The sequence below is a fragment of the Ruegeria sp. C9 genome (assembly GCF_056537585.1).
On sequence record NZ_JBQFRU010000001.1, the window covers coordinates 291,989 to 318,910 of the forward strand.

The window sequence follows — 26,922 nt, forward strand, 5'->3', positions numbered from 1 at the left end:
GTTGGAAGATCGTCTTAGCCACCGGCACGCGCAAGGGGAAGAGGCTGCGCTGCTAAAAGCACCTCTGCACAAAAAATGCACGACCCTTACGCGGTGATCTGCACCTGCCTAGGCCAGACAGAACCAACACAAACAAGGAGCAGTTAAATGGGACAGTTCATCGTGCGCGGCGTACCGGCATCAGTTTTACAAGATAGTTGGTGGCTGGACACCCCTGATCGAGGCACAAACCGAGCCGATGGCTTAGCGGAACCCGGCAATCGCCATGCTTTCTTGGGTTTGGTGTTTCTGGTTGCGCTCGCCGATTTTCTGTTTTTCGACCATTCTCCTGGCCTTTCAATCGCGCTCTTTATGTTGGCGGTTTCCGCTGTCGTGTTTGCCTTGCTGCGCCGCCGTGGTGGACTTGTCGGGCCAGCCCTTCTTTTGCTGCTTAGCATTCTTCCGGTGGTGGAATATGTTCAAGCCCTGTCCGTAGCTTTCTTGTTAGGTGGATCGACCATTGCGCTGTGTTGGGCCGTGCTGGGCAATCATGATGTCGCTTCGGTTCGCCGGTTTCTGTCTCTGTTTCCAATATTGGCGCTCAGACACGGGATAGAGGCGGTTCAGAAAGGTCATTCGGTTTCCCGCATTGACGGGGTTGCCCTTCGTGCACTGCGCAACTGGAGTTTCCCGATCGGAGGCGCACTGATCCTTGCTTCGCTGATGGTTGCGGCCAATCCGGTCTTGTCTGATTGGATCGATCGGATTTGGCGATTTGATCTGCGGTTCGACCGACTGCTATTCTGGATCGGGGCGGCAATCACGATCTGGCCCTTTCTTGCGGTCACCCTGCGGCCTGACTTGCTTGCCCCCCGATTTGGCCCCGGACGCAAGCGCCCATTGCCTGCCTTTGGCTTGAATGCCCAATCCGTTGCCAATGCGCTAATCGTGTTCAACTTGCTGCTGGCGGTGCAAACGGGGATGGACATGGTTTATCTCTGGGGCAGCGCCAAGTTGCCCGAGGGGATGACCTATGCTGAATATGCTCATCGCGGGGCATACCCACTCTTGGTCACAGCTTTGCTGGCGGGCGCATTTGCCTTGGCCGCGCGACCCTATCTGAACGAGCGGCAGGGGCTGACAAGATGGATGATGCTGTGGCTGGCGCAGAATGTACTGCTGGTGATCTCATCGCTGATGCGCCTGTCGCTTTACGTTGATTTCTACGGGCTGACCTATTTGCGTGTTCATGCGGCAATATGGATGGCGCTGGTTGCTGTGGGCTTGTGTCTGACCGGTTGGCAAATTTTGCTGGGTAAATCGAACCGTTGGTTATTGCTGCGATCTGCGATCCTGGGGATTGGCGTGCTCTATGCATGCTGCTTCGTGAATTTTTCAGCCTTAATCGCCCGTTGGAATCTGGAAAATCCGATACGGTTTGATGCCTACTACGCATGTCAGCTCAATGAGATGGCGGCGGCAGAGTTGCTGAAGGACAAACGGGTACGCAATTGCGTAACCCCTCCGGTCGTCGACAATTGGAGGAATTGGGGCTTTCGCGCAGATCGGGTGATCCGTAATCTGGCCGTCGAACCCATGCCGGAGAAGGTAGATGAAAATCCTCGTCGTGGATGATGATCCACGCCTGCGAGAGCTGGTCTCGATCACGCTTGAGCGCGCGGGCTACCAAACGGTTACCGCCCGCGATGGCCAAATGGCTCTAACCCACGCGATGCGGGAAGCGCCTGATCTTGTCGTGCTGGATGTCGGCCTGCCTGAGATCGATGGGCTTGAGGTTTGTCGCCGCTTGCGGGCACGCTCGGACGTACCAATCTTGTTCCTGACCGCGCGTGATGACGAGATTGATCGCATTTTGGGCCTCGAGTTGGGAGCGGATGATTACGTGACCAAACCTTTCAGCCCCCGTGAGTTGGTTGCACGGATCAAAGCCATCCTGAAACGCAGCAAACCGGGTGCTGCAGAGCTTCTCCTGCGGCATGGCCCGGTTGAAATGGATGTGTCGGCGCATTTGGTTCGGGTCGACGGCAATGCGCTTGCCTTAACCGCAACCGAGCTGTCGATTTTGCGTCGCCTGATGCAAACGCCCGCCGCCATCGTCTCGCGACCACAATTGGTTGATGCGATTTATGGCGCAGGCAGTCCGGTCTCGGATAGGACACTGGATAGTCATTTGCGGAACTTACGACGCAAGTTGGGGGATCAGGGCTGGGCCGGTGCCATCGAAACCGTGCATGGGATCGGATTGCGGATGGGTGCATGGCCGGGCTGAGACGCAAATGGCGCCCTTCGCTGGGTTTTGTTCTTGGCGGAGGTCTCGCGGGTACGCTCGCCCTGTCTCTGCTGGGTCTGATCGCGCTGCGGTATCTTGGACCTGAGATCGGGTTTCGAAACGCTGCGGGCTTGCTGGCGATCGTGATCGGATGTGCGACCGGAGTAGTCGGATACCTTATGGTTCGGCTTCTGCTCCGCCCCATAACGTCGCTGGCGACCTATTCAGGGGCCATTGAACAAGGGCAACGCGCCGAGCCGCCCGATCACTACGGCACACAAGAACTGTCCCGCCTCGCCGGTTCGGTTCTGAGCATGGCGGATACGCTGCAACGGCGCGAAGCTTCGATCCGCGTCTTTGCAGATCATGTCACGCATGAGTTGAAAACCCCTGTCACCGCGATCCGTGCGGCAGGAGAGTTGTTGGCCGAGGCCGAAACGCTCTCGGACCAGGATCACGCATTGCTGCAACAGATATTGGGCGCAAGCGATCAGATGCAAACGCAGCTCAGCGCTCTTAACACGGTTGCACAGGCACGAGTGCCGGAACATCATGGGGAGGCAAGCCTGAACGATCTTGCCGATCAGTTGCGCGCTTCGTTTCCCGAACTGGACATCAGCATAGAAGGCGGCGATCAGGCATTGAACCTTGCAGCCTCTGGCCTGAAAATTGCCCTGCAACATCTTCTGGACAATGCATGCCGTCACGGGGCAAGGCAGGTGGTCCTGCACGCAGAACTCGGTCGATTGGTTGTCCAAGACGATGGTTCCGGCATATCCGACGGTAATCGGGTCCGCATCTTCAACCCATTCTTCACAACCGCGCGCGAGAAGGGAGGGACCGGGATGGGCCTGACCATCGTTACAAACCTGTTGGGGGCACATGGCGGGCGGATTTTGCTGGTGCCTTCCAAGACCGGTGCGCGATTTGAGTTGGTGTTTCCGGGTGCGTGATATCACTCAACAGCCCAAACTAATTCGACCCGTGTCAATTTGCGCCGCTCAATACGATTGATCCCAAGCCAATCCTCATTTAAGGGAGGCCCTGTCAAATCAGAGTCACCCGTGGGGCCGTCATGTCCCCTTTGGGATTGGTGCCTATGTCACGGCGGCACATGCTCTTGGATCGCGCGCCCCTGAAAGGCTTAAAAAAGGTAAGGGAATATGGCAGAAAAATCGAACTTCGACGTATTGTATACCATTGTAGACGAAGCGCCCGAGCTGGCGAGCGCCTCGTTCCTGCCCATTATCCGCAAGTTTGCGTCAGCAGCCGGTGTCAGCGTCGGAACCAAAGACATTTCGCTGGCCGGGCGTATTATCGCGACCTTCCCCGAAAAGCTGACAGACGAACAGCGTATTACTGATGATCTGGCTGCTTTAGGTGAGCTGGTGAAAACACCGGACGCAAATGTCATTAAACTGCCCAACATCTCGGCGTCGGTGCCCCAGCTGGTGGCAGCCATCGAAGAGCTGCAATCACAGGGTTATGACATTCCGAACTACCCCGAAGAGCCTTCGACGGACGACGAAAAGGCGATCCGTGCGCGTTATGACGCCATCAAGGGTTCGGCCGTGAACCCGGTCCTCCGCGAAGGCAACAGCGATCGCCGCGCAGCGCGCGCTGTGAAGAATTATGCCCAGAAGAACCCTCATTCGATGGGAGAGTGGAGCGCGGACAGCAAGACCAAAGTGTCTTCGATGCCGGGCAATGATTTTTACGCCAATGAGAAATCGGCAACGATCACTGCGGCGCAAGCCGGCGATGCCAAAATTGAGTTTGTGGGCAAAGATGGCAGCGTTACGGTTCTGAAAGACGCTTGGCCACTGGCCGAAGGAACTGTGGCCGACGCAACATTCATGTCGGTCAAGGCGCTGTCGTCGTTCCTGACCGAAGCCATTGAGGACACCAAGAAAGACGGCACCATGTTCTCGTTGCACATGAAGGCGACGATGATGAAGGTCAGTGACCCGATTATCTTCGGCTATGCAGTCAAGGCCTGGCTTGCCCCCGTGTTCGAAAAATTCGGTGCAGAGCTGGACGCACTGGGTGTAAACCCGAACTCGGGTCTGGGGGACCTGCTTGAGCGGGTTCAGGGCAACGCAGACATCGTCGCCGCAATCAATGCGATCGAAGGGGATCGTCCGTCGATGTATATGGTGGACTCGGACCGTGGCATCACCAACCTGCATGTCCCGTCTGATGTTATCATCGACGCCTCGATGCCCGCAGTGATCCGTGCTGGCGGCAAGGGTTGGGACGAAACCGGCGCCAAGGGCGATACTAACTGTGTGATCCCTGACCGTTGCTATGCACCGGTGTATGATGAGGCCATCAATTTCTTCAAAGCCAATGGTGCACTGAACCCAGCCACCGCAGGAGCCGTCGCCAACGTTGGATTGATGGCGCAGAAGGCCGAGGAGTACGGCTCGCACCCGACGACGTTTGAAGCGCCCGCAGATGGTACAATCCGTATCGTTCTGGCCAATGGCGAAACGCTGCATTCCCATGACGTCGAAAAGGGCGACATCTGGCGCGCCTGCACCGTCAAGAAGGCCCCGATCGAGAACTGGATCCAGCTGGCGATGGACCGTCAGCGCCTGACCGGGTCCGAGGCGATCTTTTGGCTGGATGCCAACCGCGCACATGACGCCGAGCTGATCAAGTATGTCAAACCAGCGCTTGAAGCTGCAGGCGTGGCCGACAAGTTCTTGACTATGGCCCCGCGTGAAGCAACCCGCCAGTCGCTGGAAACTATCACGGCGGGCAAGGACAGCATCGCCATCACCGGTAACGTATTGCGGGATTATCTGACCGACTTGTTCCCGATCCTCGAACTGGGGACGTCGGCCAAGATGCTATCAATCGTTAAACTGATGAATGGCGGCGGTCTGTTCGAAACCGGTGCAGGTGGTTCGGCGCCGAAACATGTTCAGCAACTGGTTGAAGAAAACCACTTGCGCTGGGACTCCATGGGTGAATTCTGTGCGCTCGGAGAATCCCTGAACTTCCTTGCTGACAGCAAGGGCAACGCCAAAGCGGGCGTCCTGGGAGCCGCTGCCGAGGCTGCCACGCAAGGAATTTTGGATAACAACAAGTCACCCAGCCGCAAAGTCGGCCAGCCGGATAACCGCGATAGCCACTACTGGTTCGCTCGTTACTGGGCCGAAGCTTTGGCGGGGCAATCCGATGATGCTGGGCTTGCCGCCGAGTTTGCACCGCTCGCGAAAGAGTTGGCGGACAAAGAAGAACAGATTTTGTCCGAGTTGGCGGCAGCGCAGGGCGCACCCGCCGATCTGGGTGGATACTACCACACTGATCCGGCCAAAGCGGCTGCGGTGATGCGGCCAAGTGCAACCCTGAATGCGATCATCGGATAAGCCAGGGTTGCATAAACGCCTAAAGAGAAACCGGTCCGAAGAGGGCCGGTTTTTTCGTGCCCTGAAAAAGAAAAAGGCCAGCCCCCATAGCCAGCCTCTTTCTGAGTGAGTGGCGGGGCTTACGCCTCACCGGTGCAGTTGAGTTCATCCTACGCTTATCGTTCACGCTGAATATTCGGGGATTCCCGTAGACGGCCGCCTTTTATGAGCGATTAAGGATAAAAATAATCATTATGTATGCGCAAATAAGACCAAATGCTGACTGCGCCACGTCTGAGGCCTAGTCAGTTGGCTTTGCCGTTGTCATTGAAGATACTGACCCACCGACAAAAAAAGGGCCAGTCCGAAGACCGGCCCCAAAGAAAGGTCATAACGACCGAGGGATTAGTTTGATGCTGCGTTCAGCTTTTCATTTTGTTCGCGCAGCGTGTCGGAAATAATCGCGTACCATTCGCCGGATTCGCGCATCTCGATCAAACCCTTGTTCATCATCGCGATGTACTCGCGCGCGAATGGATTGGTGCGGTGTGCAAGGAAGCTCATCGAAGACAGTGTCGAGACATACGGGTTCTCAACAATGTCCGCCGAGGTCAAACCCATGTCTTTCATTGTCGAGGCAAACAGATCGACTTCGAATGCAGCCACGTCTGCCGTACCGGTCAATACGGCATCGAGACATTCGCGAGCCGAATTGGGTTGGACCACGGTTGTGTTCTCGCGGTTCAGCCCTTGTTCTTCCAGCACCACCATGCTCCAGCCTGCCATGCGGCAAACGGTCGAGCCCTCAAGGTCGGAGAAATCTGTCGCCTTTGCGTATTCGCTTTCAGGCAAAGTGAAGAAACCTCCGACAATGTCATATACCGGAACAGAAGCGACAAATTGGGTACACCGGGCTTCGGTCTCTGCAGACCACTCATATGAGCGGTTGGTACAATCCGGTACAGTCCACGCGATCGAAATATCAAACGCACCCAGTGGCAACAGTGTGTCCAGATGCGAACTCCAGTCATCTACAAAGCTGACCGAGAAATCGCGGCTGTTACCAGCACGCTGAAGGCTTGTCGTCGCCAGACGGGTCATGATGCCACCGCCGCTCAGATCTTCAGTAGTGAACGGTTCCCAACCGTTGCCAGCGACCATCTTGATCGGAGGCGCGTAGACATTCGAGCGCTTGACGCTTGCAGCACGTTGTTCTTCTGCCGCGATCAGTTCTTGCGCGCTCTGACCGTTGGGCAGGCTGCCATCCTCACAGGGCAGCGCCAGTACCAGACCGGGCGTTAGCGAACCGGGATTGGTGATTGCATTGCGGTTAGCGTTAAAGATCGGCTGATAGTTTGAGGTGCCGTAGGCGGCAATGGCGATGGTCGCCAATGTGTCACCATCCTGAACCGTATAGTTGGAGCAGGCCTCTTGAGCGGCGGCTGCACCTGCGCTCAGGGCGGTGAAGGCTGATGCCGACAGTACTGCTTTCTTCAATTTCTTGTTAAACATGTCCACTTCCTCCAGACTTTGTTTCGTTGGGCCAATCAAGGCCTTAGCCATTTTCCATTTGATAGCGCAGTGCGGTAGATACGATGTCGCGCCACTCGCCTGATTGCTGCATGATCGCCAGACCCTGGTTGAGCGTCTCAAGGATCGCTTCCCCATCCGGATTATCTTTGTGGGTCATGACGTTAAGCGACTTGATTGCCGCTAGGTTGGGGTTTTCGATGATCTGATGTTCGTAGCCCAGACGCCCGATTGCTTCGACCGCCAGATGCGCTTCGATCGCGACAATATCGGCTGTGCCATCCATGACTGCGCGAAAACAATCATCGGGTGAAACGGGGCGCATCAAAGTGATTGCAGGCTCGTAAAGACCAACTGCATCCATATGCGACAGTGACCAACCTTCCGGCCTACAAATCGTTGTGCCCGCGAAATCTGCATAAGTCAGAGTCTCTTCGTAACCCGAACCGCTTTTTGCGAAGAACGTATCAACGACCTCGTAGAATGGGTTTGAGAAATTATAGGTTTCGCACCGTGAACGATCATTTTCCGACAACGTAGCGGCTTGTTCACAGTTCGGCCGCGACCAAGGGAATGTGGCGTCAAAGGCGAGAGTCGGCATCAATAGGTCCAGATGCGACGACCAGTCATTAACGAACTGAATCTTGTAGGACTGCTCGGGCGCGGCCCGCAGCATCGCGGTTTCAACCAGGTTGGTATAAAGCCCACGATTTGGCAGCGCTTCATCCGTAAACGGGGCGTAGTTACCACCCGTGATCAACAAAATCTGACGGTCACGAATTTCAGGGCTTTCGCCACCATCCGCGTTGCGGATCAATGCGGCACCTTCCGCACGCGCTGCTTCGATCTCTTTCTTGGCCGCAGCCTTGGCCGCGACTACGGCTTCTTCGCTGGTCTTTTTAGCTTCGGCCTCTGCAGCGGCCACGCGGGCTTCGGCCTCGGCAATGGCTTTTTCAGCCCGTTCCTCGGCAGCTTTGACCAGTTCCGAGGCCATTTCCGCAGCCATGCGGCCAGCTTCGGTATCCGGCAGTTGCGCCGCGCGCCCGATATCTTCAAGACAAGGGAAAGTCAGGACATCACCGACGCGAATGATATTGGGGTTCGACCCGATCGTTTCCCGGTTCGCATCATAGATGACCCGGTAATCTTCCGTCGCGTAGACGGCAATTGCCAGTTCCCGCAAGCTGTCACCGGGCTGGATTTCATAAGTCGAACACGCCTCTTGCGCCGATGCTGCACCTGTTGCAGCAGCAAGAGCGAGGGTGGATATGATAAGATGGTTTCGCATTTTGTCCTGTTTCACTGCCTGTCTAAGTCTGTGCCGGTTTGACCACGGCGATTGAAATGTTGTCCTGATCCGGGTCTGCCTTTGCATGCAGTGCTTGAAGCAGCGCATCAGCAATATCGCGAGCCGGGGAATGAATATGCGTGCGCACCAGCGTTTCGATCTCGGAATTGCCGAGATATTGCAGGCCATCACTGCCAAGGATCAGTACATCTGCCGCAATCAGCGCCAATGGTTGTTCCGGACAATCCACTTTTGGGATCGCAGCCCCCATGATCACCGAAGTCAGTTGGTTACGATCCGGATGGCCCTGCGCCTCTTCCGCGCTCAGTAATCCTTGTGCGAGCTGTTCGTCGATCACCGGGGCCATCGAGTGATCTTCGTTGACCTGTGACAGGGCATCATTGCGGAACAGGTAAAGTGGACTGTCACCGATCGAGATCCAGAATACGCGTTGATCCAGCATCAACATGCCCAGAAGGGTGGAGCCCAGATTGACCTCGTTTTCCTCACTATGGCTCGCCATAGCGGCGTTGGCCTGCATCGCGGCCAACGGCAGAGCGTCGAGCAGTGCGCTCTCAGCAAGGTCGGGCCCATCCAACTGGGCATCCATCGCATCGCGCCAGGCTGAAATGACCAACTGCGAAGCAACTTCGCCCGCTTCATGGCCGCCCATACCGTCGGCAATCACGACATAACCCGCGTCTGCCGCGTCAGAGACCCGCGCAGCAATCGCGTCTTCCTGCGAGTCGCGCTGACCCTGGTCCAGGATCAGGGCAATATCATATGCAGGAGTCGCCAGCATTAATCGGCATCCCGCCAGTCAAAGCCGTCATCACAGAAAGCGGTGAAGCGGATCGAGGTTTCGCTGATCCGGATCAGATCGCCGCTGGACAAGGCTATGGTGCTGAGCACAGGCTTGCCATTCAGGCGCACCAAGTTGGCCTTGCCGCCATGGCCCAGATAGCATTTCCGGTCCTCTGGGTCATAAGCGATGACGGCGTGATTGCTGCGAGAGATCCCGGTGTCGCCGAAATCCAGCTGAATAGCCTGATCGTCATTCCGACCGATCTGCATCAATCCCTCGGTCAAGGTAATCGCGGCACCCCGACCCGGTCCGGCGGTCACAACCAGCCAGCCAACCGGGAATGTCTGTTCGGCCGCTTCTGTCTTTTCAACGGGCTCAGCTGTTTCCATCAGCTCCTGAACATGCGTGTCTGCACGCTCGAAACCCAAAAACGTCGTCTTCACACGAGAACGCCGATCTTCAGCCGGTGCGGGTGCGGGTGCGGGTGCGACCATGGCGGGTTCCGGGGTTACATCAACAGGCTCCGGTTCCGGTGTGGGTTCTGCGACGATTTCCACCTCGCCCGCAACTTCAGATACGACTTCAGGTTCGATGGCGTCTGGTTCTTCTACGGTGACTTCGGGTTCATCGTCCTGAACCTCGTCTTCCGCAGTCAGATGAAGCGTGACAATCTGTTCATCTTCTTCGACCTCTTGAACCTCGGCCACTTCTTCTTCGGTCGCCTGATCTTCGATCTGGTCTTCCGTAAACTCGGGCATCGGTTCTTCGGGGATCAGTTCGTCTGCTTCCTCGTAGCTGTCCGAGCTAACGTTTCCACCCGCAAGGGCCGCGCGCAGGGCGTTGAAATCCGCAATCGGAGCAGCGCTTTCTGTTTCGACCGCTTCCGCAACGGTTTCGGTTTCGGTTTCCACCGCATCTTCTTCTTTCGGTTTTCCGGCACCTTCTAGAAGCCGGCTCAGAGGGCTTTTGTATTTGAACATGGTGTCGTCACCTTCTTTGATTTCTGATGCGGGGTTTCACCCGCGGGACTGCTACAAACCGCTTCGCCGTAGGCGCAGGGCACTGATGAAGAGGAAACAGAGAAACATTTACGTCGCGACGGGTTGGTCCCCGACGGGGTGACGCGATGGGCGGCACCCCCAGCACACTGAAACTGGCGATAGTCACATCAACTGGGCGATCACTCCTGCGTTAGTTGCATGACCGCAGTACTTTCAGCTCCGTTGCGCAGTATGCTCAGGCGCGCCTCGGGTTGGTTGTCGGAAACAAGTTGAGCAAGGATGCCGTCCAGACTCTCGGGCTCATTGATCGAGACACCAGTCTGTGTTTCGCGCAGCAGCACATCCCCCCGCTGCAAACTGCCAGCAACTTCTTCCGGAACAGATGCGACGACGGTTTGCCAACCTGCCTCGCCCGCATGAGCCACATCAAACGAATAACCGTTCAGAAGGCCAAAACTGCGGAAGGCGGGCAGGGCCAGCAATCCATTCTGCGCGCGTGTTTCGCCCAGACTGCGATAGCGCGCTGCTACACGGATATACCCGTCTGGATCGACCGAGAAGTTATCTAGAACATACGATGCAAGCGTTGTGTCCGGACGAATAGGTTCACCATTCAGAGTAAAAATCGTAGCGCCCCGTTCGACCCAATCCCCGATCACCGACCTATCTTGACCGGCGTTCAATCCATTGATGGCAATGACACTCCCGGTCGAGCTGCGACGCTTGGACATCGTGAATGGAATCTCAATATCCCAGTGCCCAAATGCGACTTGGTTTTCGGCTAGATTTACCGGCGTCGCAGGTGCGATGGGTGTGATGTCTTCACCCGCAGGTTCCGCCACTTCAGGTTCCACTACTTCAGGTTCCACCAAGGCGATTTCTTCGGGTTGCTGCTCTGACACAATGGCGGCTTCCGGCACCTCATTAGCCTGCTCGACAGGTTGTTCCTGCGCCGCTTCTGGTTCTGATGCCAAAGCGACTTCGGCCTGTTGCGGCTCTGTTGTGGCTTCGGCAGTCTGCTCGACGGGTTCCGGAGCTGTTTCTGCGGGCACCGGAGTAGTCGGAGCCTCTGCAGTCACCGGAGTTGCCTCGGGCGATTTCTGATCGCCCGTCATTACGAAGTATCCACCTCCGGCCAGAGCCGCCAATACAATCGCGATACCCGCGATCATCTTGCCACTGCCGCCCGAGCCGCTTTTTACAACGGTGTCGACTGCAGCAACGGCCTCGTCCTGAGGTGCAAATTTAGCAAGAGTGTCTTCCGTTTTTTCCTCGTTCCCGAGGGCCAGATCAGAGTTCCCGGCCAGCAGCGCGGTCACGACGGCCTCCGCATTCTCGCTTTCGGCTTTGATCCGTTCTTTTTCGGCCTCTTCGTCTTTGCGATCCATGCCAACAATGACCGAAACAGGGCGATACGCGAAACTGTCGAACATCACACCGGGACCACGGAACATACGCAGCCAGTCCAATGCGGTTTGCACACGGTCAGTGGCGTGCACTTCCATTGCTTTGTCGATCGCCTCAAGGAACCCGTCAGGATAACCTTTGAATCGCCCTGTCAGCGGTTCATAAGGATCGTCTTGGCCGTTGTTGAACGCATTCAAACGTGTCTGGCCATCAATCGGTCGCTCGCCGCTGATCGCATGATACAGCGTTGCAGCCAGTACATAGAGGTCACTGCTGGGGCCCTGATCCGCGCCACGCACATAAAATTCGTGCGGCGAGTACCCGTCCTTAATCACGCGCAGCGTCAATAGCGCCGCTGACTTGTGTGCCGCCTGCTCGCGTGCTGCGCCAAAGTCGATCAGGATGGGTTCGCCATTCTCATCGATCAGGATATTGTCGGGTGAAATATCGCGATGTAGCATGCCGCTTTGGTGAATGAACGACACCGCAGACAGCATTTTTTCGGTGACCTGAACGATAAAGTCCGGTCCGCTCTTGTTTTCGGGTTTTTCGACATAATCCAGAAGATCGCATCCGCGGATCAGGTCCATCGCGATATAAGCGGTGTCGTTGTCCTCAAACACCTGATGCACGTCGACGATGTTGGGATGAACCAGCCGCGCATGGTTGCGTGCTTCCTGAATGAACAGGTCGATAATGGAGCGCAGGTCTTCTTTGTGGTCAGGGTTGGCAGGTTCGACCAGATCACCATTCCGCTGACAGAGCGCCCCCGGATAGCATTCTTTGATGACCACATCGCGATCCAGACTATCGCGCGCGAGATAGGTGATCCCAAACCCGCCGTTGCTTAGGAACCGGAGGATTTCATACTGTCCGCGCAGCAGCTTTGCGCCTGGCTGCAATCCTTCGATTTGAGGTTCGTCGTGCGTTGCGCCGACCGCCTGGTTGTGGCTCATTTCTTCCCGCCCATTCTACTCGTTTATTGCGGCATAGATAACCAGGGCTTCAGCCCGCGAACTCACAACCAAACACAACCGCAGGACACTTAAGACGGTTAGACGTTTCAAATTTGACTTTATTGGGGCCGCCTGATGGCTTCACTATGGATCACAAAAAACGAAATCGCCTATATAGTCAGTCCAAACCTTCATTACACTATATGTTGTGTTTGCCTGATGGAAGAAATGGATTCTATACCGCCGAAATAGACGCTTGGTCCACGAATTCGAAACAATATCGCGCTGATTCCGAACGCTTCGAATCGCTGCGATGCGGCTCAATTCAAGCGGGAAAAACTTATGTGCCGGTTTTTGGGGGCGCCGACGCAACAGAGCTGCCCGCCCAAGCCAGATTGTCGCTGAGTTGTGCGAGAATGCTTATTGCATCCTTCAGCGGTGCGTCCCCGGTTTCAAACTGCAGCAACAGCAACAGGTCAGTGGCCTTTTCAAACTCGGCCGGAACCCAGTCTGCTTTGGGATCGATTTCGGTACCAGATTCTAACCTTTCGGCAAAATCCTCGACGATTTCCTGACAGCTTTGCAGGAAGGCCGCCGGTTCAATATCCGAGCTTTCACGCAGATCGTTGTAAATGCTGGCGATGGCCGCAAGCCAGTCTTCAAGGATCGGATTGTCCAGGGGGGGCAGGGCGGCCTCTAGGCTTGCCTGCACAGTATTGCCGTCGGCCTCAGCGCCATCTGTCGAAGCCGCACCAGTAAGGTTCTCCAGATAAGGCATAAACTCTTCAGCCAGATCTTTTTGGGCGGCCTCAAGATCATGGCGACGGTGATCAGAGGCTATGTGCAAAACCTGTTCTGCCAAGTTCTGCCCGCCACAGGTTTCCCACAAAGCAAAGTCGGGTTCAGGCTCTTGTTCCATGGCCCGTACCGCTACCGGGGTGCCGATGGTCACAACCGCGCGAAACAAATCGCCCTTCTCCTTGTTCAGGCGTGCGACTACCCGATCCAGAGCATCCCGCACCGGAGGCAAATCGGCATGTGTTACAGCCAACAAGCTGTTATTGCGCAGCTTTTGGGGGACCTGCGACCACAAATGGCGTTCGGTTTCACGCCAGGCGTTGGTGCCGTTGGTGCACCAGATCGCACAATCCACATAGTCGAGCAAATTTAGAGTCTGCTTGTAGGTATCATCCAGTGCACCGGCACCGGGCAGATCAAACAGCGAAATCTCCTGCAGGGCAGGGGTGTTCAACCCGACCGAGATGAAATCGGGTTCGTCCGCCGCTGCCTTTTCCAGCGCTATACCCGAATAGACTTTGGGTTCCTTGTCCCACCAACCAACGGTTGTCTCAGGCGTATCAGCATAGGCCACGATCACCAGGGGCAATTTCAGATGCTGCGGCCCGGTGGGCAGAATGTCTGCCCCCGCCAGCATGTTGGCAAGGCTGGACTTTCCGGCTCCAAACTCCCCAGCAAATCCAATTGAAACCGCGTTCGAAAGCCGCTCGGCATGGGCCAGCGCGCGGGCGCGCATATCATCCAGCTCTGCCGATGAGTGCGCATTTTCGGTGGCGGTCAGGAAACGCTCTAGCTGGCGCACTTCCTTCTCGGTTCCGGGGAATTCAATCATTCTGCGGCCTCTGCCTGTCGAGTGTCCACGGGTGCAGTTCCGTGCACCGCCCCTAGTTCATCGCTGATGCGCCGCGCTTGGTCAACCGCACGTTGCGCTTCGGCGCGCGCGTTCGACCCATCGGGGCCTGCGCGATGTTCCAGATGCCCGGCCAGCAGCGCCATATAATGGTCAAGAACGGTTTTCATCCGTTCGATCAGGTCGCTTCTGGCGGTATCTACAAGATCGTCTCCGATCATCTCAAACTCTTGAACGATCATCCGTTCGGCGCGGTTCAACACACTGCGACGCGATATCAGTCGCGACAGCCATGTCACACGCAACTCAACCGTAATGCCACGCGTCAGCGCGCTTGTATTCGGACGGAACCAACGCACCGCGCTGGTATTCATGCGATTGTCCACGGGCTCCTGCCATCCGGGCAGGGCGCGCAAAGCAGCATTGGTCTGCATATCGATTGCGTAAAGCTCACTAAGCATACGCTGCCGCACCACCTGGGTCGCGCCCTGGACAAGCTCGCGCATCCGCTCACGCAGAGGCGTAAAGTTCAGCTCGGTATCTCCGTCTTTGGCCAGCAAAGGCGATTGCCCATCAGGGCCGCGCACAACGATCGAGACAGCCTCGGCGACGGTGTCATCCATAACGCCCCGCAAATTGGCCAATACATCGTCCATATCATTGGTGATGGCCTTGGATTTATCTTCAACTAGCGCGCGCAACTCAGAAAGCGTTTTGTTGTTTTCTTCGACATCCGCTGTGTCGGGACCATCCTTTTCTTCAATCGCACGAAGCCGCGCAGTGCTGCGCTCAAGCTCACCTTGGGCAAAACTGTTGAGGTGCTGCCACGCAATATTAAGCTGTTCTTGGCGCGGTCCTTCGGTCAGGGCTTTGGTCACATGACGGCGCAGATCGGGCAAGCCCGACGCGATCATCGCGGCAAATCGCAATACACCTTCGCGGCTGATGGGGCCGGGACCTTGTTTGATCTCTTCGACGCCGTCAAGATATTGCTTCATCTGTTCGGGATGCGCCCTCAGCCACGCCAATATTTGATCATGGTCGATTCCGGTTTCATCCCCGGTCAGCGCATAATGGGCCCATTGGGCGCTGCCCATCAGAACGTCAATCTCCGAGTTGCCAAGCGCCTGTTCGAGCCCGTCCAATACGTCAGTGCGCACCTTGCCGGCATCTTCGGCGCCACCGCCCAACTCGTCCACGCGGTTGATGAAGACCACGATCTGACCAAGCTCTAGCGCTTGCATCAGGCGGAATAGCTTCAGATCAGCCCGCGACAACGCCTGATGCGCAGACAGCACGACGACGAAAAAGTCGGATTCCTTGAGATACTGGCGCGAAATCTCTTCACGGATCAGCAGCGGGTCATTGACACCGGGTGTGTCTGTGACTGTCACCGGATACGGAAAATGGCCAATGTCAAAATAGACCTCGGCCTTACGGGTGATGTCGCTGTAAAGGCCCCGATCTGAACCGGGGTCATACTGGTCTTCATCTGTCGGGTCATCCCCGGCACAGACATAGCGCGCCAGGTCATCCGAGGTCAGTTCATCCAGATCGTGATGCTCGCCAAGCAGGTGCTTATAGCTTTCGCCCAAGCGTAGCTTGGCGCGGGTTTTCATTGCCTCGACCTGCTCTTCGATCATCTCGCGCTTGTAGCTGTCCTCTTCATCAGGGAACATGTTGCGCAACTCTTCACCTTCGGCGATCAGGGCCTGCCATTGGCGATTGTCGAAGAAATGAAACTCGGCGCCCGACGTCCGACCGGACGGATGACCGAAATGCATGTCGGTGATCACTGTCGTCCATGGGTTCACGTCCGAGGGTAGATATTCTGCATGCCCGGTGAAACCGTTGATCAAACGCGATTTTCCGGCCTTGATTTGACCTACGAATGCTATCGAAGGCTTGAGGTTCGACAAGTCGTCAACGATGCGCGAGATGAAGTGACGCGTTTCGTCATTGCTCGTCCCGTTCATGTCTTCTGCGATGCGAATAAGCTCGCGGCGGTTTAACTCACTCATAAGATTTACCCTGGTAACTCGTATTTTGTTTAACTTTGCAAAGTGGACACTATTTGGCAGGAACGCGGTTATTCAACGGCGCTATTCAATGTTTTCCATAGGTTGACGACAGCGCCCAGCTTGCGGGCGTCATGAACGGCGGCGGCGGTTTCCTGACCGTCGCACAAGATGGCGAGACCCGCGCCTTGTCCACCTGTCGGGCGAATGACGATCAGCTGTGGATCAGTTAAAGCATCGGAACCATCGGCCTGCCATCCCGCCAGATCCCGGGTGAATTGGGCCAATATATCCGTGTCCGGATGTGCGTCTTGGCCCTGCGCACACAACCCGTCAAATTGCATCTCGTCTTCAGTCGACCCAATCAGTATTCGACCTAATGCGAACCGATCCGCGCCCTCAAAGAATTTTCCGGCAATACTGGTGGCGCCTTGTGACGCAGTTTCTGGCTGAGCTTCCGGTTTTAAAGTCTGGTCGGAAACGATGGCCATGCGCGGCTCTTCGGTTAGTTCAATCCGCGCGCAGGCCGCTTCGACCTCCGAAAAGGTAACCCCTACGTCATCAGCCTCAAGCGCCGTATCCGGGCGCAGAGAAACCAACTCAAGCGGGCCGGGTGCCGTTGCAATTTCCGACACCAATTGCGCCAGTCGTTCGATCAGTTTTTCGCGTGCTTCGGTTTCAAAATCCGGGACAGGGCCCGAAGCACAGCGGAACACGTCGGTGACCCGAGAGCTGTTGACTTCGATAGCCAAAGTTGCCCCGTCAGCCGCCGTAAATTCCAAACGCCGAGGCAAGATCGTGCCCCGGATGGCCCCCAGCATCTCATTCCGGCGTAACAGTGCGCTGCTACCCGATAGGTAGATTGCAGGCGATAAGCGCGCGACCGAAGTCCGCCCGATCCCTTCGAGCATATCCAGTATTTCACTATCCATCATGCGTGACCCCCTCTGGTCCCGTCTACACCGCGGCCGCCACCGGCCCGAGGCTGAGATGTGATTTCGTAAGCGCCAGCCCGACATTCGCGCTGTCGCGGCAGATATAGCATACCACGTGATCAGGATATTCTGTTGTCCTGAGAAAGATGTGCAGCCGGTCGTTTGAGAACACCGCGATTTCCCCAAATCCGGGGTGTTCAGTATCGTCGATTTTTGCCGCACGCAGGAGTTCTTCGAATCCCTTCATACCGCGTCCCTGAAACAGATTAGCTACTGCAAGTGCGAGATTTTCGAGCGCATCAGCGCTGTCTTGGTCCGACGCGTCGACGCCCAATAACATGCCGGTCTCCATGTCGACATACCCGGCTGCGATGCAGTCGGGTATGGTTTCGATGGCCGAAGCCAGAGCAGATTCAATCGACATTCAGATGCCCACCTTCGGGTTTAATCTAAATCGCATGCCACTCCGCTCCGCCGTTTTTGCGAGCCTCAGAAACGGCGCGCGGTATGTCTTGATTCCGCTTAGCGTCATGTTCCAACGCAATCTGGTCAAACTCGGACAAGAATGCTGCAAAGGCGCTTTTCAGGCCATTTGCATCGTCAGGCAGGTTCTCACGCGCCACGATTTCACCCCACATTGCTGCAGCACTGAGTGGCGTTTCTATGAGGCGATCGCCCAAATCATCTGCCTTGTCATCGGCTGCATCTTCAATCTCTTCGGCAGCAGCTTCACCCACCATTGATACGACGCGGTTTGGAGCCAGCGCATTCGATTCGGGCTCCGGTTCATATTCGTCTGCCGAGTTTTCCGACTGTTCCGCCAACAGGGCCGTAATCGACGAAACCGATACTTCGATATCTGATGATTCTTCGGCGTCTTCCGACGGCTCTTGTTCGGTGTCCGCAGCTTCGACTGCTTCCGCTTCGTCCTCTTCTTCGCCCAAGACGATCAGTTCGGCATCTTCCTGCTCTTCCTCATCATCGTCATCCATGAAATCAAACTCGTCCACGTCGGTGATGGGATTTGCCAAGAGGTTCAGATCCAGCGGATCTTCCGTCTTGTCAGAGAACAAGGCACGTAAGTCTTCATCAGCAGGCTCCGCTTCGGTAGCCATTTTCGCGCGCATCCGCTCGGCTTCTTCTGCATCAATCCGCGCCTGTCCGGACTCCTCGGTGCGACGCTCCACGCGGGCAGGGCGTACTGGGAAACTTGTAACCACATCATTCTCGGCAGAGTCATCTTCCATCGGCGTGACAAGTTTCAGCGGTGCATCGCCAGAGGTTTTCTCGGGCCGCGATGGCTGAACTTTGGGTGCGTCTGACAGGGATTTGTCAATTTGATAGCGCGACAGCATATCCGCACGGCTGTCCATGATCTGCTCAGTGATCTCAAGGAAACTGTCGACCATCTTGCCTCCGCCGCTGCGTGACCACAGCTCGGCGTCGCCGGTTTTGTCACGGGCCATGATGGCATCACGGGCCGAGAACAGGATCGTGCGATTGAACAAATGACCCGCTTCCCGATTTACACGGCGTAAGACCTTTTGACGGTCTTTCTGATTCAAGGCATCTGCGCGCGTCACCAATAGCAGCGACTTGTGCTGCAGACGTTCTGGCAGCGAAACCCAAGTGGCACGTTCAGTCTCGCGCCAAGCTTGGGTCGAGTGCGTGCACCACAACACACCATTGGCCTGGCCAACTGCGCGTTGCCAGACGTCCGTCGAAATCTTCGGGTCCGAAATGCCGGGTGTGTCGATCAGGTCGACCGCCTCAAGAATGTCGGCTTCGAGGAAGATGCGAATGAACTGCGCGTCGTTGACACCAACCTGTTCAAGCTGATCCAATTCGATATTCTGCGTACTACCATCATGGCGTTTGATATAGGCGGGTCGATTGCCCCAACTGAACCAGATCGGCGGCAGTTGCGTGGCTGTGACCTGCGTCGGCAGTGCCTGTTTGCGCAGCAGGAAATTCATCAACGTCGATTTGCCTGCACTGAATTCCCCCATGAGCGCAAACACAGGTTTGCGGCGGGACCACTGCTCGATGCGGTTCCAAGCCTTGGGAGAGACGAAGCGGGTTTGTGATTCTTTTACCATAACTCTTCTTATGCTGCTTCGTTACTAAGGTCTTTCAGGATATCGCCCAGAATATCGTCACGTGATTTCTGCGGCTTCTGCTCGGCCATCTGGGCCGCAGCCCTTTCAGGCGATTGCGAGATGCTGAGCAGCGTGTCTTTCTGTTCGGCAATAAAGTCTGTCAGCGCGGCCCGCACGTTCTCTAGTACGGCGGCGATCTGGTTTTCCTCGATGTCTTTGGTGATCGAGTTTGCCTCGGACGCGATCAGTCGCGTATAATCTGCGGCATAGGCTTCGAACCCTTTGCGGCGTTGCCACCAACGTCGCCACCATGTGCTCTGCAGGTCCAGTGCGATTGTGCGGCCAATCCCTAATGGCGGGGGTACACGCGGCACGATCGGGGCTTCGATGTTGAATTCACCCAAGTGGTTGCCCAGCAGCTTCTGATACAGTGCCTCGACATCCGCTGCAGCAGCCGAATACAGAGCACCGGCATCCTTACGCATGGATCGGGCAAAGCTGAAATATGCCGCCTTCTGCAAGGTGCGCAGACCTGCCGGATCATATTGCCATGTACCCTGCTCACCATTCTGTTCCAGATGTGAGATCAGAGAATCCGTCGCACGTTTGACAAAATTTGCTTCCGCAGACGCAAGTCGCTCTAATACCTTGTCGCGAAGCTTGGTTGTCAGTTCCGAGGCTTTCTTTTCGTACTCAGCCGAAACCTTTGCGATCGCTTCTTCGGACGACGCACCGTCCAGATCCCGAACGATACCGTCGGAGTTTGACAGCGTCTTGGCCACTGCAGTAGCCCGGATCTGGCTGGCGATGTTGCGCGCCCGATGGCGAACGCGATCCAAAAGACGCGTTCCTGCACCCTCAGCGATACGCTCATTCATGGCGAGCAGCAGATCAGGCAATCCTGATAGCGCCCAGATCTTATCCAGCGATGCAGCCTGATCGCCAAATCCAGCCGCCAGATAGAAGGTGTTCAACGCCTCGCGCGATTCCTCAGTTAGAATGTCCGGGTTTCCGGTTAGCGCAGCCTCGGCCCACAGAGCGCTGCCAAAAACAACGCTGGTGTTGGCGTCTATGTTGTTCTGTTTCAGTGTGTCTTGAATACGATCACGTATCTCAGGCACTTGATTGACCGGGTCTGACAATTCATCGATGCGGTTCACGAACAGGATGATCTGGCGGTTCTCGAACTGCGCGATGATCCGCATTAGTGCCATGTCCATCGTAGTCAGCGCCTGGCTGGCAGCCAAAACAACAACACACACCTCTGATCCACGCAGGCTGCGTAGGGTGATTTGTTCGCGCACCATAAAGGTATCGTTCACACCTGGGGTATCGCAGAGCTTGAGCGAGATCGGATATTGCGGGATATCCATGAACAGCTCGGCCGATTTAGTCACATCGGCGAAACGACCCGTCTTGGGGTCGATATCCGGGTCATCCTCATCCCCGAGGCAGACATACCGCTGAATCAGTTCATCGTCGAAATAATCATACTGGTGGCTCTGACCGAGAATCAGGTCAAAGTGCTTCCCAAGCCGCTCTTCTGATTTGGCCTTCATCTCGCCGATTTGACGGCGAATATCGTCCATCTCATCATCGGCACCGGCTCGATTGGCCAACTCGCCCAGACGACCGCCGCCAACCATCAGATTGTCCCATTCTTCCTGCTCGAAGAATGTGAATTTGGAACGGGTGTCGCCTTCTGTGCGGGTGTTGATGTTCAGCGTTGTAACCACCGAGGTCCACGGGTTCACATCCGAAGGCAAAAGATTTGGCCGCCCGGCCAATATGTTCACGATAGAGGATTTGCCGGCCTTCACCTGCCCCACCATCGTGACACTGGCGGTAAAATTCTCCATTTTGGTCTTGAGCGCAGCCAGCCGTGCGGAAGACCGTGCATCCGCCACCTCTGTCAGTTGGTCGATCTGTGTCGTCAACGAGGTCATTGCCTCTGTCATCTCAGACAGGGACTCGTTTCCGACAGACAGAAGGTGGTCGTTACGCGCCATGGTCAGCCTCCGGTACCAGTTGCAGCGATGTGGTTCCCTGCCCCGTCAGGCAGGCTTGCAAGCGTGTCGATTCGTGCGATCAGGTCCAGCGCGTTGCCGAGGATTGCGGCCTCGGTTCGCGGTGAAATCGATTCATATGCGAAAGAATCAGCCAGAACTTCGATTGAACTGAAGCCTTCACCATTTTCCAAACAAGCCACACGGCGTCCGGTCGGAAAATCATCTGTTTTGTTGGCAGGCAGCGGCATGCGGGCATTAGCCAGCAAGTAGCGATTGCCCGAATGCGTACGAAGAGCGACGCCGAATCCTGTGCCAGGGTGCTGACGGTTCAGGGTTTTCAGTTCGCCAATAAAGCTTTCACGCGCAAGGCTGACAGCGTCTTGCTCGGAAGCAACGGATTTGATCTGGTTGGTCACGACAGAGACCCTTGTTCTGGAGTTGAGCAGAAACTCGCACGGTGCCAGAAGGCAAAAAGACTCATTAACTCCTGCGCCCAATCAATTACGATTACCGCGGTGTTATTTTGACGCGAATAGGATATTTTGGCGTTTGAAATGTGGCACAATTATGATGGCGTCTCATAGAAAAACCTCAACCTATGAGAGTGTAAGCCACGACGTTGAAGAGTTGCCCAAGTTTTTATGGCTTTGATTGCTTGTTAAAAAGTCCGAGGTTCCGTGGCGTCAAGGATTTACATGCTGCTTCTTACTTTTTTGAAATATATAGAAATAATTTCTATTTCTGTGATCGAAGGAACCCCTGATTGAAATTCGATACGAAACCACTCACCTCAAGTTACACTTTTTTGAAATGTGCCCCACACAAAGTAATCTTTCAGCGACTCAACGTATGCGAGTTTAAGATAAAGAGAAAAATTGCGATAAATGTTCGCTAAATGGAAACAAAAAGAAGGACCAGAAAACGGGCCTTCACACAGGTGAAATTACGACCAAAACCAGCACCTGAGCACTGTTCGTGCTGGAAAGACTGGCCAAACTGCATTCTCACTGTCCGAGGCACGTTCTTTAACATTTGGCACATGCGAGTTCTGGTTAAACTTACTTGGGCAAAAGATTGTTTCCAGCGAGACGATAATAAACTGCCCTCTCGCTTGATTTTACCTCTCGCACTCATTCAAAAGCTTTGCTATTCAGCGCGTCGTCGCGGTGCTTCGGCATCGGGTTGCGGGTGTGGCGAAATTGGTAGACGCACCAGATTTAGGTTCTGGCGCCGCAAGGCGTGGGGGTTCAAGTCCCTCCACCCGCACCAACATATTTCATAATAACTAATAATAACAATACGTTAGATATTGGCCTCGTTGAGCAGTCCCATCTTTAGCCCAACTAGTTGCGCATGGTTGGAGTACTAATTTAAGGCGATTACGGAACCCCCCCTGCCCTCCTTCACCGACTCGCGCAAGGATTTGACCCCCTTTGACCACGATAGGTCATTGCACGGGCGGAGTTGAGGCTGAACGCGAATCTGGCGCGCGCCAACAATCACGACCGGCTGCTATTCTGGCTATTTCCGCTATTCGACCTTTCCTGCATAACGGAAAGCTCGGGTGATCCAGGCCCCGCACATAACCTGCCTGCTGGTCAGGTTTTGCCCGCTATTCCCCGCTAGAAAGCGGCCCCCAATGAAACAACCGGCCCATTTCTGGACCGGCTACAAGCTGGAGTGGTCAACTTAGTTCACGATACCATCCGTTCACTTCGTATAAGTCCAGACAGTAGGGCGTGTAGGTGCTGGGATGCACTAAGCCGCGTGTGCCGTGGTCAGCAATCAGTGTCGGCTCAGCGAACAAAGTCGCCGTTAATGGCAAAACATCAAACGAGTGCAGCCAATCAGCCAGTCGTGTAAATCTAGAACGCAGTGGCAAGAGCCGGAATTGTAGAGTGACCTGAAGAAAATGAAACAGACCCCATTCATTGAATAGTCAGTTCATTTTGAAAGCGTTTTCTTGATTAGTGTCGCGTATCTCAGCATGATCCAAAGATGTCGGCTGGAATAGACAAATGGTTAAACGATCTCCACCTGAGTCAGTACGCAGATGTTTTTGCGGAAAACGATATCGATGCGCGTGTTCTGCCACTACTATCTGGCGACGACTTAAAAGAGCTCGGAGTAAGCCTTGGTCATCGCAAAATCATCCTCGCTGCAATTCACGAGCTAGTCGACCAACAGCACGCAACCTCGCCGTCACAAGCAGTTCGTGAACAAACGCCCGAAGGCGAACAAGCGCCCACCTCAGACATTTCACAAAGTGATGATCTGCGCAAACAGAAGCATGTTGAACCGCCTACTGCAGAGAGGCGTCACGTAACTGTTTTGTTTGCCGATCTTGTCGGGTCGACAGAACTCACCAATCGTTTTGATCCCGAAGACATGCGGGACTTGCTACAGAGCTATCAAGATGCCGTTGCAGGAGCCGTAAGCCGATATGGTGGCTATGTTGCAAAATACTTGGGCGATGGTCTTCTCGTGTTTTTTGGATGGCCGCGGGCTTATGAAGATCACGCAATTCGGGCAGTAAAAGCCAGCCTTGAGTCTGTGCACCGAGTCAAAGAGCTCAAAACGCCTGACGGAGAGCCTTTGTCAGTCAGACTGGGCGTTGCGAGCGGCGATGTCGTTGTCGGCGATACCATTGGCGAAAACACTTATGAGGAGGGGGCCATGACTGGTCCGGTCGTCAACCTTGCGGCACGGATTCAAGAACATGCAGAACCAAACTCAGTCGTTTTGTCAGTTGAGGAAACCGAGACAGCTTTGCATCGGATATTTGAGTTCAAATCTCTTGGGCAGGCAGAGCTAAAGGGGTTTGCCGAACCACGTAGTCTGCAGAAAGTGGTGTCGGAACGCAGCGCGGAAAGCCGGTTCCGCGCCTCACATCGAGACGATGTCGACAGCGTCATGGTTGGCCGGGACTACGAAAAGGGTATCCTATTGCAATCATGGCAACGTTCTCAGAACGGTCACGGAGACGTTGTTCTGCTTTCCGGTGAAGCCGGAATTGGAAAGTCACGGCTTACAGAGGAATTCCTTTCAGAAATCACTGAAAACGACCAAGCCGATGTCATAAGGCTGAACTGTTCCCCCTATCTCAGCAGCAGCCCATTTCATCCGGTAGCCCAACGAATATCCCAGGATGCGGGCGTTGAACCGGACTTTGATGACAATCTGATCCTTGAGCATGTCAGAAAGATGCTTGAAGGACGGCCAGGGTTGGACTGGGAACAAGTTCTGCCTGTCTTTGCAGCGTTGGTCGCACCTCGTAGTGCGCTCGCCCAAAAGGTGCTCGAGATGTCACCGCAGGAGCAGCGCGACACAACAATCCAGACATTGATTCACACAGTGCAGGTGCGGTCGAGCGTACGCCCGGTTATTCTTTGCGTAGAAGATGCTCATTGGATCGACCCATCCACACAGGCCTTGTTGGAGCGGTTTAAGTCGATATGCACCGATCTTCGTCTGATGATCTTGATAACCCACAGACCCGGTTGGGAATTGGCCCGTGATGATGGGGACACGCACGTACAGTCTCTAGTTTTGCGCCGATTTGATTCCGTGCATGTCTCAAACCTTGTCGAAAACATTACAGGCAAGAGACCGGACGAAGCGCTAATTACCACAATAATTGAAAAAACAGATGGTGTTCCACTGTTCGTGGAAGAAGTGACCCGAGCCATTGTCGAATCCGGCGAGCAGGGGCAAGGCCACATACCATCCTCATTGAAAGGCGCATTGATGGCGCGGCTCGATGCAGTATCGCCAGAGGCAAAACAGGTCGCCCTTACTGGATCGGTTATTGGCCGGGAGTTTGAGCCGAGCATATTATGTGCTGCGAAAGGCCTTGAAGTATCTGATATCAACAAATGCCTAGAAGAGCTTTCTCGAACAGGTTTGATCTTTGAAAGCGGACACAATCGCGGGCACTTCGTTTTCCGCCATGCCCTTATTCGCGATACCGCCTATCAATCCATGTTGAGTTCAACCCGTAGACAACAGCACGCAGACGTGGCGCGTGCTTTGGTGCGGATTAGGTCATCTGAGATTGAGCGTCGCCCTGAACTGGTCGCGCGCCACCTTTCTGAGGCTGAGGACTGGAGCGCCGCGTTTGAAAAATGGCAGATTGCGACCGAAATGGCGTTGGCGCGATCTGCCAGCCAAGAAGCAATGACGAACGCCAAGGAAACTTTAAGAGCTGCCGAAAAACTTGGTTCAGACTCCAATACAGAATTGATCAAAGGCAAGATCCTGGTCGGCCGCAGCCATGACAGTCTGGGCCAATTGCCTGAAGGGATAGCAGTTCTGAAAGACGCTTCCAACGCTGCCCGGGCGGTGCGCAACGTGGCGCTAGCGGCTGACGCGGCCAATCACTTCGCCGACTCATGCATGATGTCCAGCGAAAGGCACAGCGAGGCGATCGAACTCTGCGATAACGCACTGAAAGATTTGCCCGATAATGATGAAGTCCGTCGGTGCAGATTGATGAGCCAACTTGCGCGCGCCTATATGTTCGTAGGTCAGTTTTCCGAAGGGGCGCGTTACGGCCAGCAATCCATGGAACTGGCCGCAAAATTGGGCGACTATAAATCCCAGTTCTCAGTAATGATGATGCATTTTGGCGCGCCATTCGTCGCGAGGACGGGAAGAGAGGCCTACCAGTGGCGCGAAAATCTGGAGGCCATGCATGGCGTGGCCGAGCATCTTGGCAGTATCGATCAAGGGCGAGACCGAACTCTTAGCTTGTTTGTAGGTGCCGAAATGGCCGACCGCGAGTTGATGGACCATTCTCTGAGTTTGCTTACCGAGATTTCGGAAAAGGACAATCATCTGCAACTCTATTGGGTTCAGAAACACGCACGCGCCATGGTTGCAATTATGGACGGCGATTTTGAGCAAGCAGAAAAACACGCCACCGAGGCGGTGAAGATCGGCCGAAAGACCCATGGGGAGCATGTCGAGGGCGTCTACGGGGTTCAGATGTTTACAATCCGCCGCGAGCAAAACCGACTGCACGAGGTCGCACCTGTGATAAAGAAATTGATGACGGACAGTCCCGAAGACATTTCGTGGAAACCAGGATTTGGCCTTATCGCTGCCGAGCTCGGGTACAAGGAACCTGCTGAACGTATACTGAATGAAATGGCCGACAATGGCTTCGATCTTCCACTCGACGCTATGTATTCAACGACCTTATCTTATTTGACTGACATATGTGTCGCCATTGAACATCAGGAACATGCCAAGACGCTCTATGATTTACTGGCTCCGTACGAAGAACTGACGGTTACTGCAGGGGCAACGACGGTGTGCGCAGGTGCGGCGGCACGACGCCTCGGCAGTTTGGGCACGGTTTTGAAAGACTGGGATGCTGCTGAGAAGATGTTCCAGAAGGCTATAGAAATTGACACTCGCATGAAATGCCCACCTTGGATCGCTCACAGCAAGGCCGCTTATGCATCCGCATTGAGGCGAAGGGGACGCCCGAAGGATGTGGAACAGGCGTTTCAACTGGAAGGGGAAGCGTTGGCAATTTCGCAAGATTTGGGTATGGTTTCCCTAAAGTCAAAGCTCGAAGGAGTAGCGAGTTAAGGC

The 26,922-nt window shown here is 55.2% G+C and carries 17 protein-coding genes, 1 tRNA gene and 1 pseudogene; 7 read left to right on the plus strand and 12 right to left on the minus strand.

Annotation, left to right across the window (positions count from 1 at the left end; translation table 11 throughout):
- Positions 1–147: 147 nt before the first annotated feature.
- The 4 genes from ACR0NE_RS01405 to ACR0NE_RS01420 all read left to right on the plus strand — a co-directional run bounded on the left by ACR0NE_RS01405 (position 148) and on the right by ACR0NE_RS01420 (position 5,646).
- Positions 148–1,614, plus strand: a complete 1,467-nt coding sequence (locus ACR0NE_RS01405) for a DUF4153 domain-containing protein (protein ID WP_170596625.1) — start codon at positions 148–150, stop codon at positions 1,612–1,614.
- A complete protein-coding gene (locus ACR0NE_RS01410; RefSeq protein ID WP_170393903.1) occupies positions 1,592–2,269 on the plus strand; it encodes a response regulator transcription factor in 678 nt (225 codons plus the stop codon). The genes ACR0NE_RS01405 and ACR0NE_RS01410 overlap by 23 nt, the downstream gene beginning before the upstream one ends.
- Positions 2,257–3,222 carry a sensor histidine kinase gene (locus tag ACR0NE_RS01415; RefSeq protein ID WP_170596623.1) on the plus strand — a complete coding sequence of 322 codons (966 nt, stop codon included), beginning with the start codon at positions 2,257–2,259 and terminating at the stop codon, positions 3,220–3,222. The genes ACR0NE_RS01410 and ACR0NE_RS01415 overlap by 13 nt, the downstream gene beginning before the upstream one ends.
- A gap of 210 nt (positions 3,223–3,432) precedes the next feature.
- The gene (locus ACR0NE_RS01420) at positions 3,433–5,646 is read left to right on the plus strand and encodes an NADP-dependent isocitrate dehydrogenase (RefSeq protein WP_170596621.1); all 2,214 of its coding nucleotides are present in this window, start codon (positions 3,433–3,435) and stop codon (positions 5,644–5,646) included.
- 384 nt (positions 5,647–6,030) lie between these two features.
- Here ACR0NE_RS01420 and ACR0NE_RS01425 read toward each other — a convergent pair whose 3' ends face one another.
- The 12 genes from ACR0NE_RS01425 to ACR0NE_RS01480 all read right to left on the minus strand — a co-directional run bounded on the left by ACR0NE_RS01425 (position 6,031) and on the right by ACR0NE_RS01480 (position 21,737).
- Entirely contained in the window at positions 6,031–7,137 is a 1,107-nt protein-coding gene (locus ACR0NE_RS01425) for a transporter substrate-binding domain-containing protein (RefSeq protein ID WP_170393909.1), read from the minus strand.
- A 43-nt stretch (positions 7,138–7,180) separates the two neighbouring features.
- Complete coding sequence (locus ACR0NE_RS01430; RefSeq protein ID WP_170596619.1) at positions 7,181–8,443, minus strand: transporter substrate-binding domain-containing protein; 1,263 nt, start codon at positions 8,441–8,443, stop codon at positions 7,181–7,183.
- 22 nt (positions 8,444–8,465) lie between these two features.
- The gene (locus ACR0NE_RS01435; RefSeq protein WP_170393913.1) at positions 8,466–9,245 is read right to left on the minus strand and encodes a PP2C family protein-serine/threonine phosphatase; all 780 of its coding nucleotides are present in this window, start codon (positions 9,243–9,245) and stop codon (positions 8,466–8,468) included.
- A complete protein-coding gene (locus ACR0NE_RS01440) occupies positions 9,245–10,228 on the minus strand; it encodes an FHA domain-containing protein (protein WP_170422734.1) in 984 nt (327 codons plus the stop codon). Before ACR0NE_RS01440 ends, ACR0NE_RS01435 begins: the two co-directional genes overlap by 1 nt.
- 200 nt (positions 10,229–10,428) lie before the next feature.
- Complete coding sequence (locus ACR0NE_RS01445; RefSeq protein ID WP_170596617.1) at positions 10,429–12,612, minus strand: serine/threonine protein kinase; 2,184 nt, start codon at positions 12,610–12,612, stop codon at positions 10,429–10,431.
- A 340-nt stretch (positions 12,613–12,952) separates the two neighbouring features.
- Positions 12,953–14,242 (minus strand): dynamin family protein, encoded by a 1,290-nt coding sequence (locus ACR0NE_RS01450; protein ID WP_170596615.1) that lies wholly within the window; start codon positions 14,240–14,242, stop codon positions 12,953–12,955.
- Positions 14,239–16,281 (minus strand): dynamin family protein, encoded by a 2,043-nt coding sequence (locus ACR0NE_RS01455; RefSeq protein ID WP_170407302.1) that lies wholly within the window; start codon positions 16,279–16,281, stop codon positions 14,239–14,241. Before ACR0NE_RS01455 ends, ACR0NE_RS01450 begins: the two co-directional genes overlap by 4 nt.
- A 68-nt stretch (positions 16,282–16,349) precedes the next feature.
- Positions 16,350–17,213, minus strand: a complete 864-nt coding sequence (locus tag ACR0NE_RS01460) for a hypothetical protein (protein ID WP_170596613.1) — start codon at positions 17,211–17,213, stop codon at positions 16,350–16,352.
- A 22-nt stretch (positions 17,214–17,235) separates the two neighbouring features.
- Positions 17,236–17,637, minus strand: coding sequence for a hypothetical protein (locus ACR0NE_RS01465; protein WP_170393925.1), 402 nt, complete (start codon positions 17,635–17,637; stop codon positions 17,236–17,238).
- 25 nt (positions 17,638–17,662) lie between these two features.
- On the minus strand, positions 17,663–19,312 hold the full coding sequence (locus ACR0NE_RS01470) for a dynamin family protein (protein WP_170596611.1): 1,650 nt from the start codon (positions 19,310–19,312) through the stop codon (positions 17,663–17,665).
- 8 nt (positions 19,313–19,320) lie between these two features.
- A complete protein-coding gene (locus tag ACR0NE_RS01475) occupies positions 19,321–21,321 on the minus strand; it encodes a dynamin family protein (protein ID WP_170596609.1) in 2,001 nt (666 codons plus the stop codon).
- Between the two features lie 2 nt (positions 21,322–21,323).
- Positions 21,324–21,737: a hypothetical protein gene (locus ACR0NE_RS01480; RefSeq protein ID WP_170393931.1), complete on the minus strand. Its 414-nt coding sequence runs from the start codon at positions 21,735–21,737 to the stop codon at positions 21,324–21,326.
- A 768-nt stretch (positions 21,738–22,505) separates the two neighbouring features.
- Between ACR0NE_RS01480 and ACR0NE_RS01485 the strand changes: the two genes are divergently transcribed.
- The 3 genes and pseudogenes from ACR0NE_RS01485 to ACR0NE_RS01495 all read left to right on the plus strand — a co-directional run bounded on the left by ACR0NE_RS01485 (position 22,506) and on the right by ACR0NE_RS01495 (position 26,919).
- Positions 22,506–22,590 (plus strand) — tRNA-Leu (locus tag ACR0NE_RS01485).
- Positions 22,591–23,319: 729 nt separating this feature from the next.
- A pseudogene (locus tag ACR0NE_RS01490) lies at positions 23,320–24,129 on the plus strand (adenylate/guanylate cyclase domain-containing protein); the annotation flags it as partial.
- 105 nt (positions 24,130–24,234) lie between these two features.
- Entirely contained in the window at positions 24,235–26,919 is a 2,685-nt protein-coding gene (locus tag ACR0NE_RS01495; protein ID WP_480459557.1) for an ATP-binding protein, read from the plus strand.
- The last annotated feature ends 3 nt before the right edge of the window (positions 26,920–26,922 follow it).

Bases quoted from the DNA above. Each gene is read 5' to 3' on its own strand.
- ACR0NE_RS01405 (WP_170596625.1), top strand. From the start codon at position 148: ATGGGACAGTTCATCGTGCGCGGCGTACCGGCATCAGTTTTACAAGAT.
- ACR0NE_RS01410 (WP_170393903.1), top strand. From the start codon at position 1,592: ATGAAAATCCTCGTCGTGGATGATGATCCACGCCTGCGAGAGCTGGTC.
- ACR0NE_RS01415 (WP_170596623.1), top strand. From the start codon at position 2,257: ATGGCCGGGCTGAGACGCAAATGGCGCCCTTCGCTGGGTTTTGTTCTT.
- ACR0NE_RS01420 (WP_170596621.1), top strand. From the start codon at position 3,433: ATGGCAGAAAAATCGAACTTCGACGTATTGTATACCATTGTAGACGAA.
- ACR0NE_RS01425 (WP_170393909.1), bottom strand. From the start codon at position 7,137: ATGTTTAACAAGAAATTGAAGAAAGCAGTACTGTCGGCATCAGCCTTC.
- ACR0NE_RS01430 (WP_170596619.1), bottom strand. From the start codon at position 8,443: ATGCGAAACCATCTTATCATATCCACCCTCGCTCTTGCTGCTGCAACA.
- ACR0NE_RS01435 (WP_170393913.1), bottom strand. From the start codon at position 9,245: ATGCTGGCGACTCCTGCATATGATATTGCCCTGATCCTGGACCAGGGT.
- ACR0NE_RS01440 (WP_170422734.1), bottom strand. From the start codon at position 10,228: ATGTTCAAATACAAAAGCCCTCTGAGCCGGCTTCTAGAAGGTGCCGGA.
- ACR0NE_RS01445 (WP_170596617.1), bottom strand. From the start codon at position 12,612: ATGAGCCACAACCAGGCGGTCGGCGCAACGCACGACGAACCTCAAATC.
- ACR0NE_RS01450 (WP_170596615.1), bottom strand. From the start codon at position 14,242: ATGATTGAATTCCCCGGAACCGAGAAGGAAGTGCGCCAGCTAGAGCGT.
- ACR0NE_RS01455 (WP_170407302.1), bottom strand. From the start codon at position 16,281: ATGAGTGAGTTAAACCGCCGCGAGCTTATTCGCATCGCAGAAGACATG.
- ACR0NE_RS01460 (WP_170596613.1), bottom strand. From the start codon at position 17,213: ATGATGGATAGTGAAATACTGGATATGCTCGAAGGGATCGGGCGGACT.
- ACR0NE_RS01465 (WP_170393925.1), bottom strand. From the start codon at position 17,637: ATGTCGATTGAATCTGCTCTGGCTTCGGCCATCGAAACCATACCCGAC.
- ACR0NE_RS01470 (WP_170596611.1), bottom strand. From the start codon at position 19,312: ATGGTAAAAGAATCACAAACCCGCTTCGTCTCTCCCAAGGCTTGGAAC.
- ACR0NE_RS01475 (WP_170596609.1), bottom strand. From the start codon at position 21,321: ATGGCGCGTAACGACCACCTTCTGTCTGTCGGAAACGAGTCCCTGTCT.
- ACR0NE_RS01495 (WP_480459557.1), top strand. From the start codon at position 24,235: ATGGTTGGCCGGGACTACGAAAAGGGTATCCTATTGCAATCATGGCAA.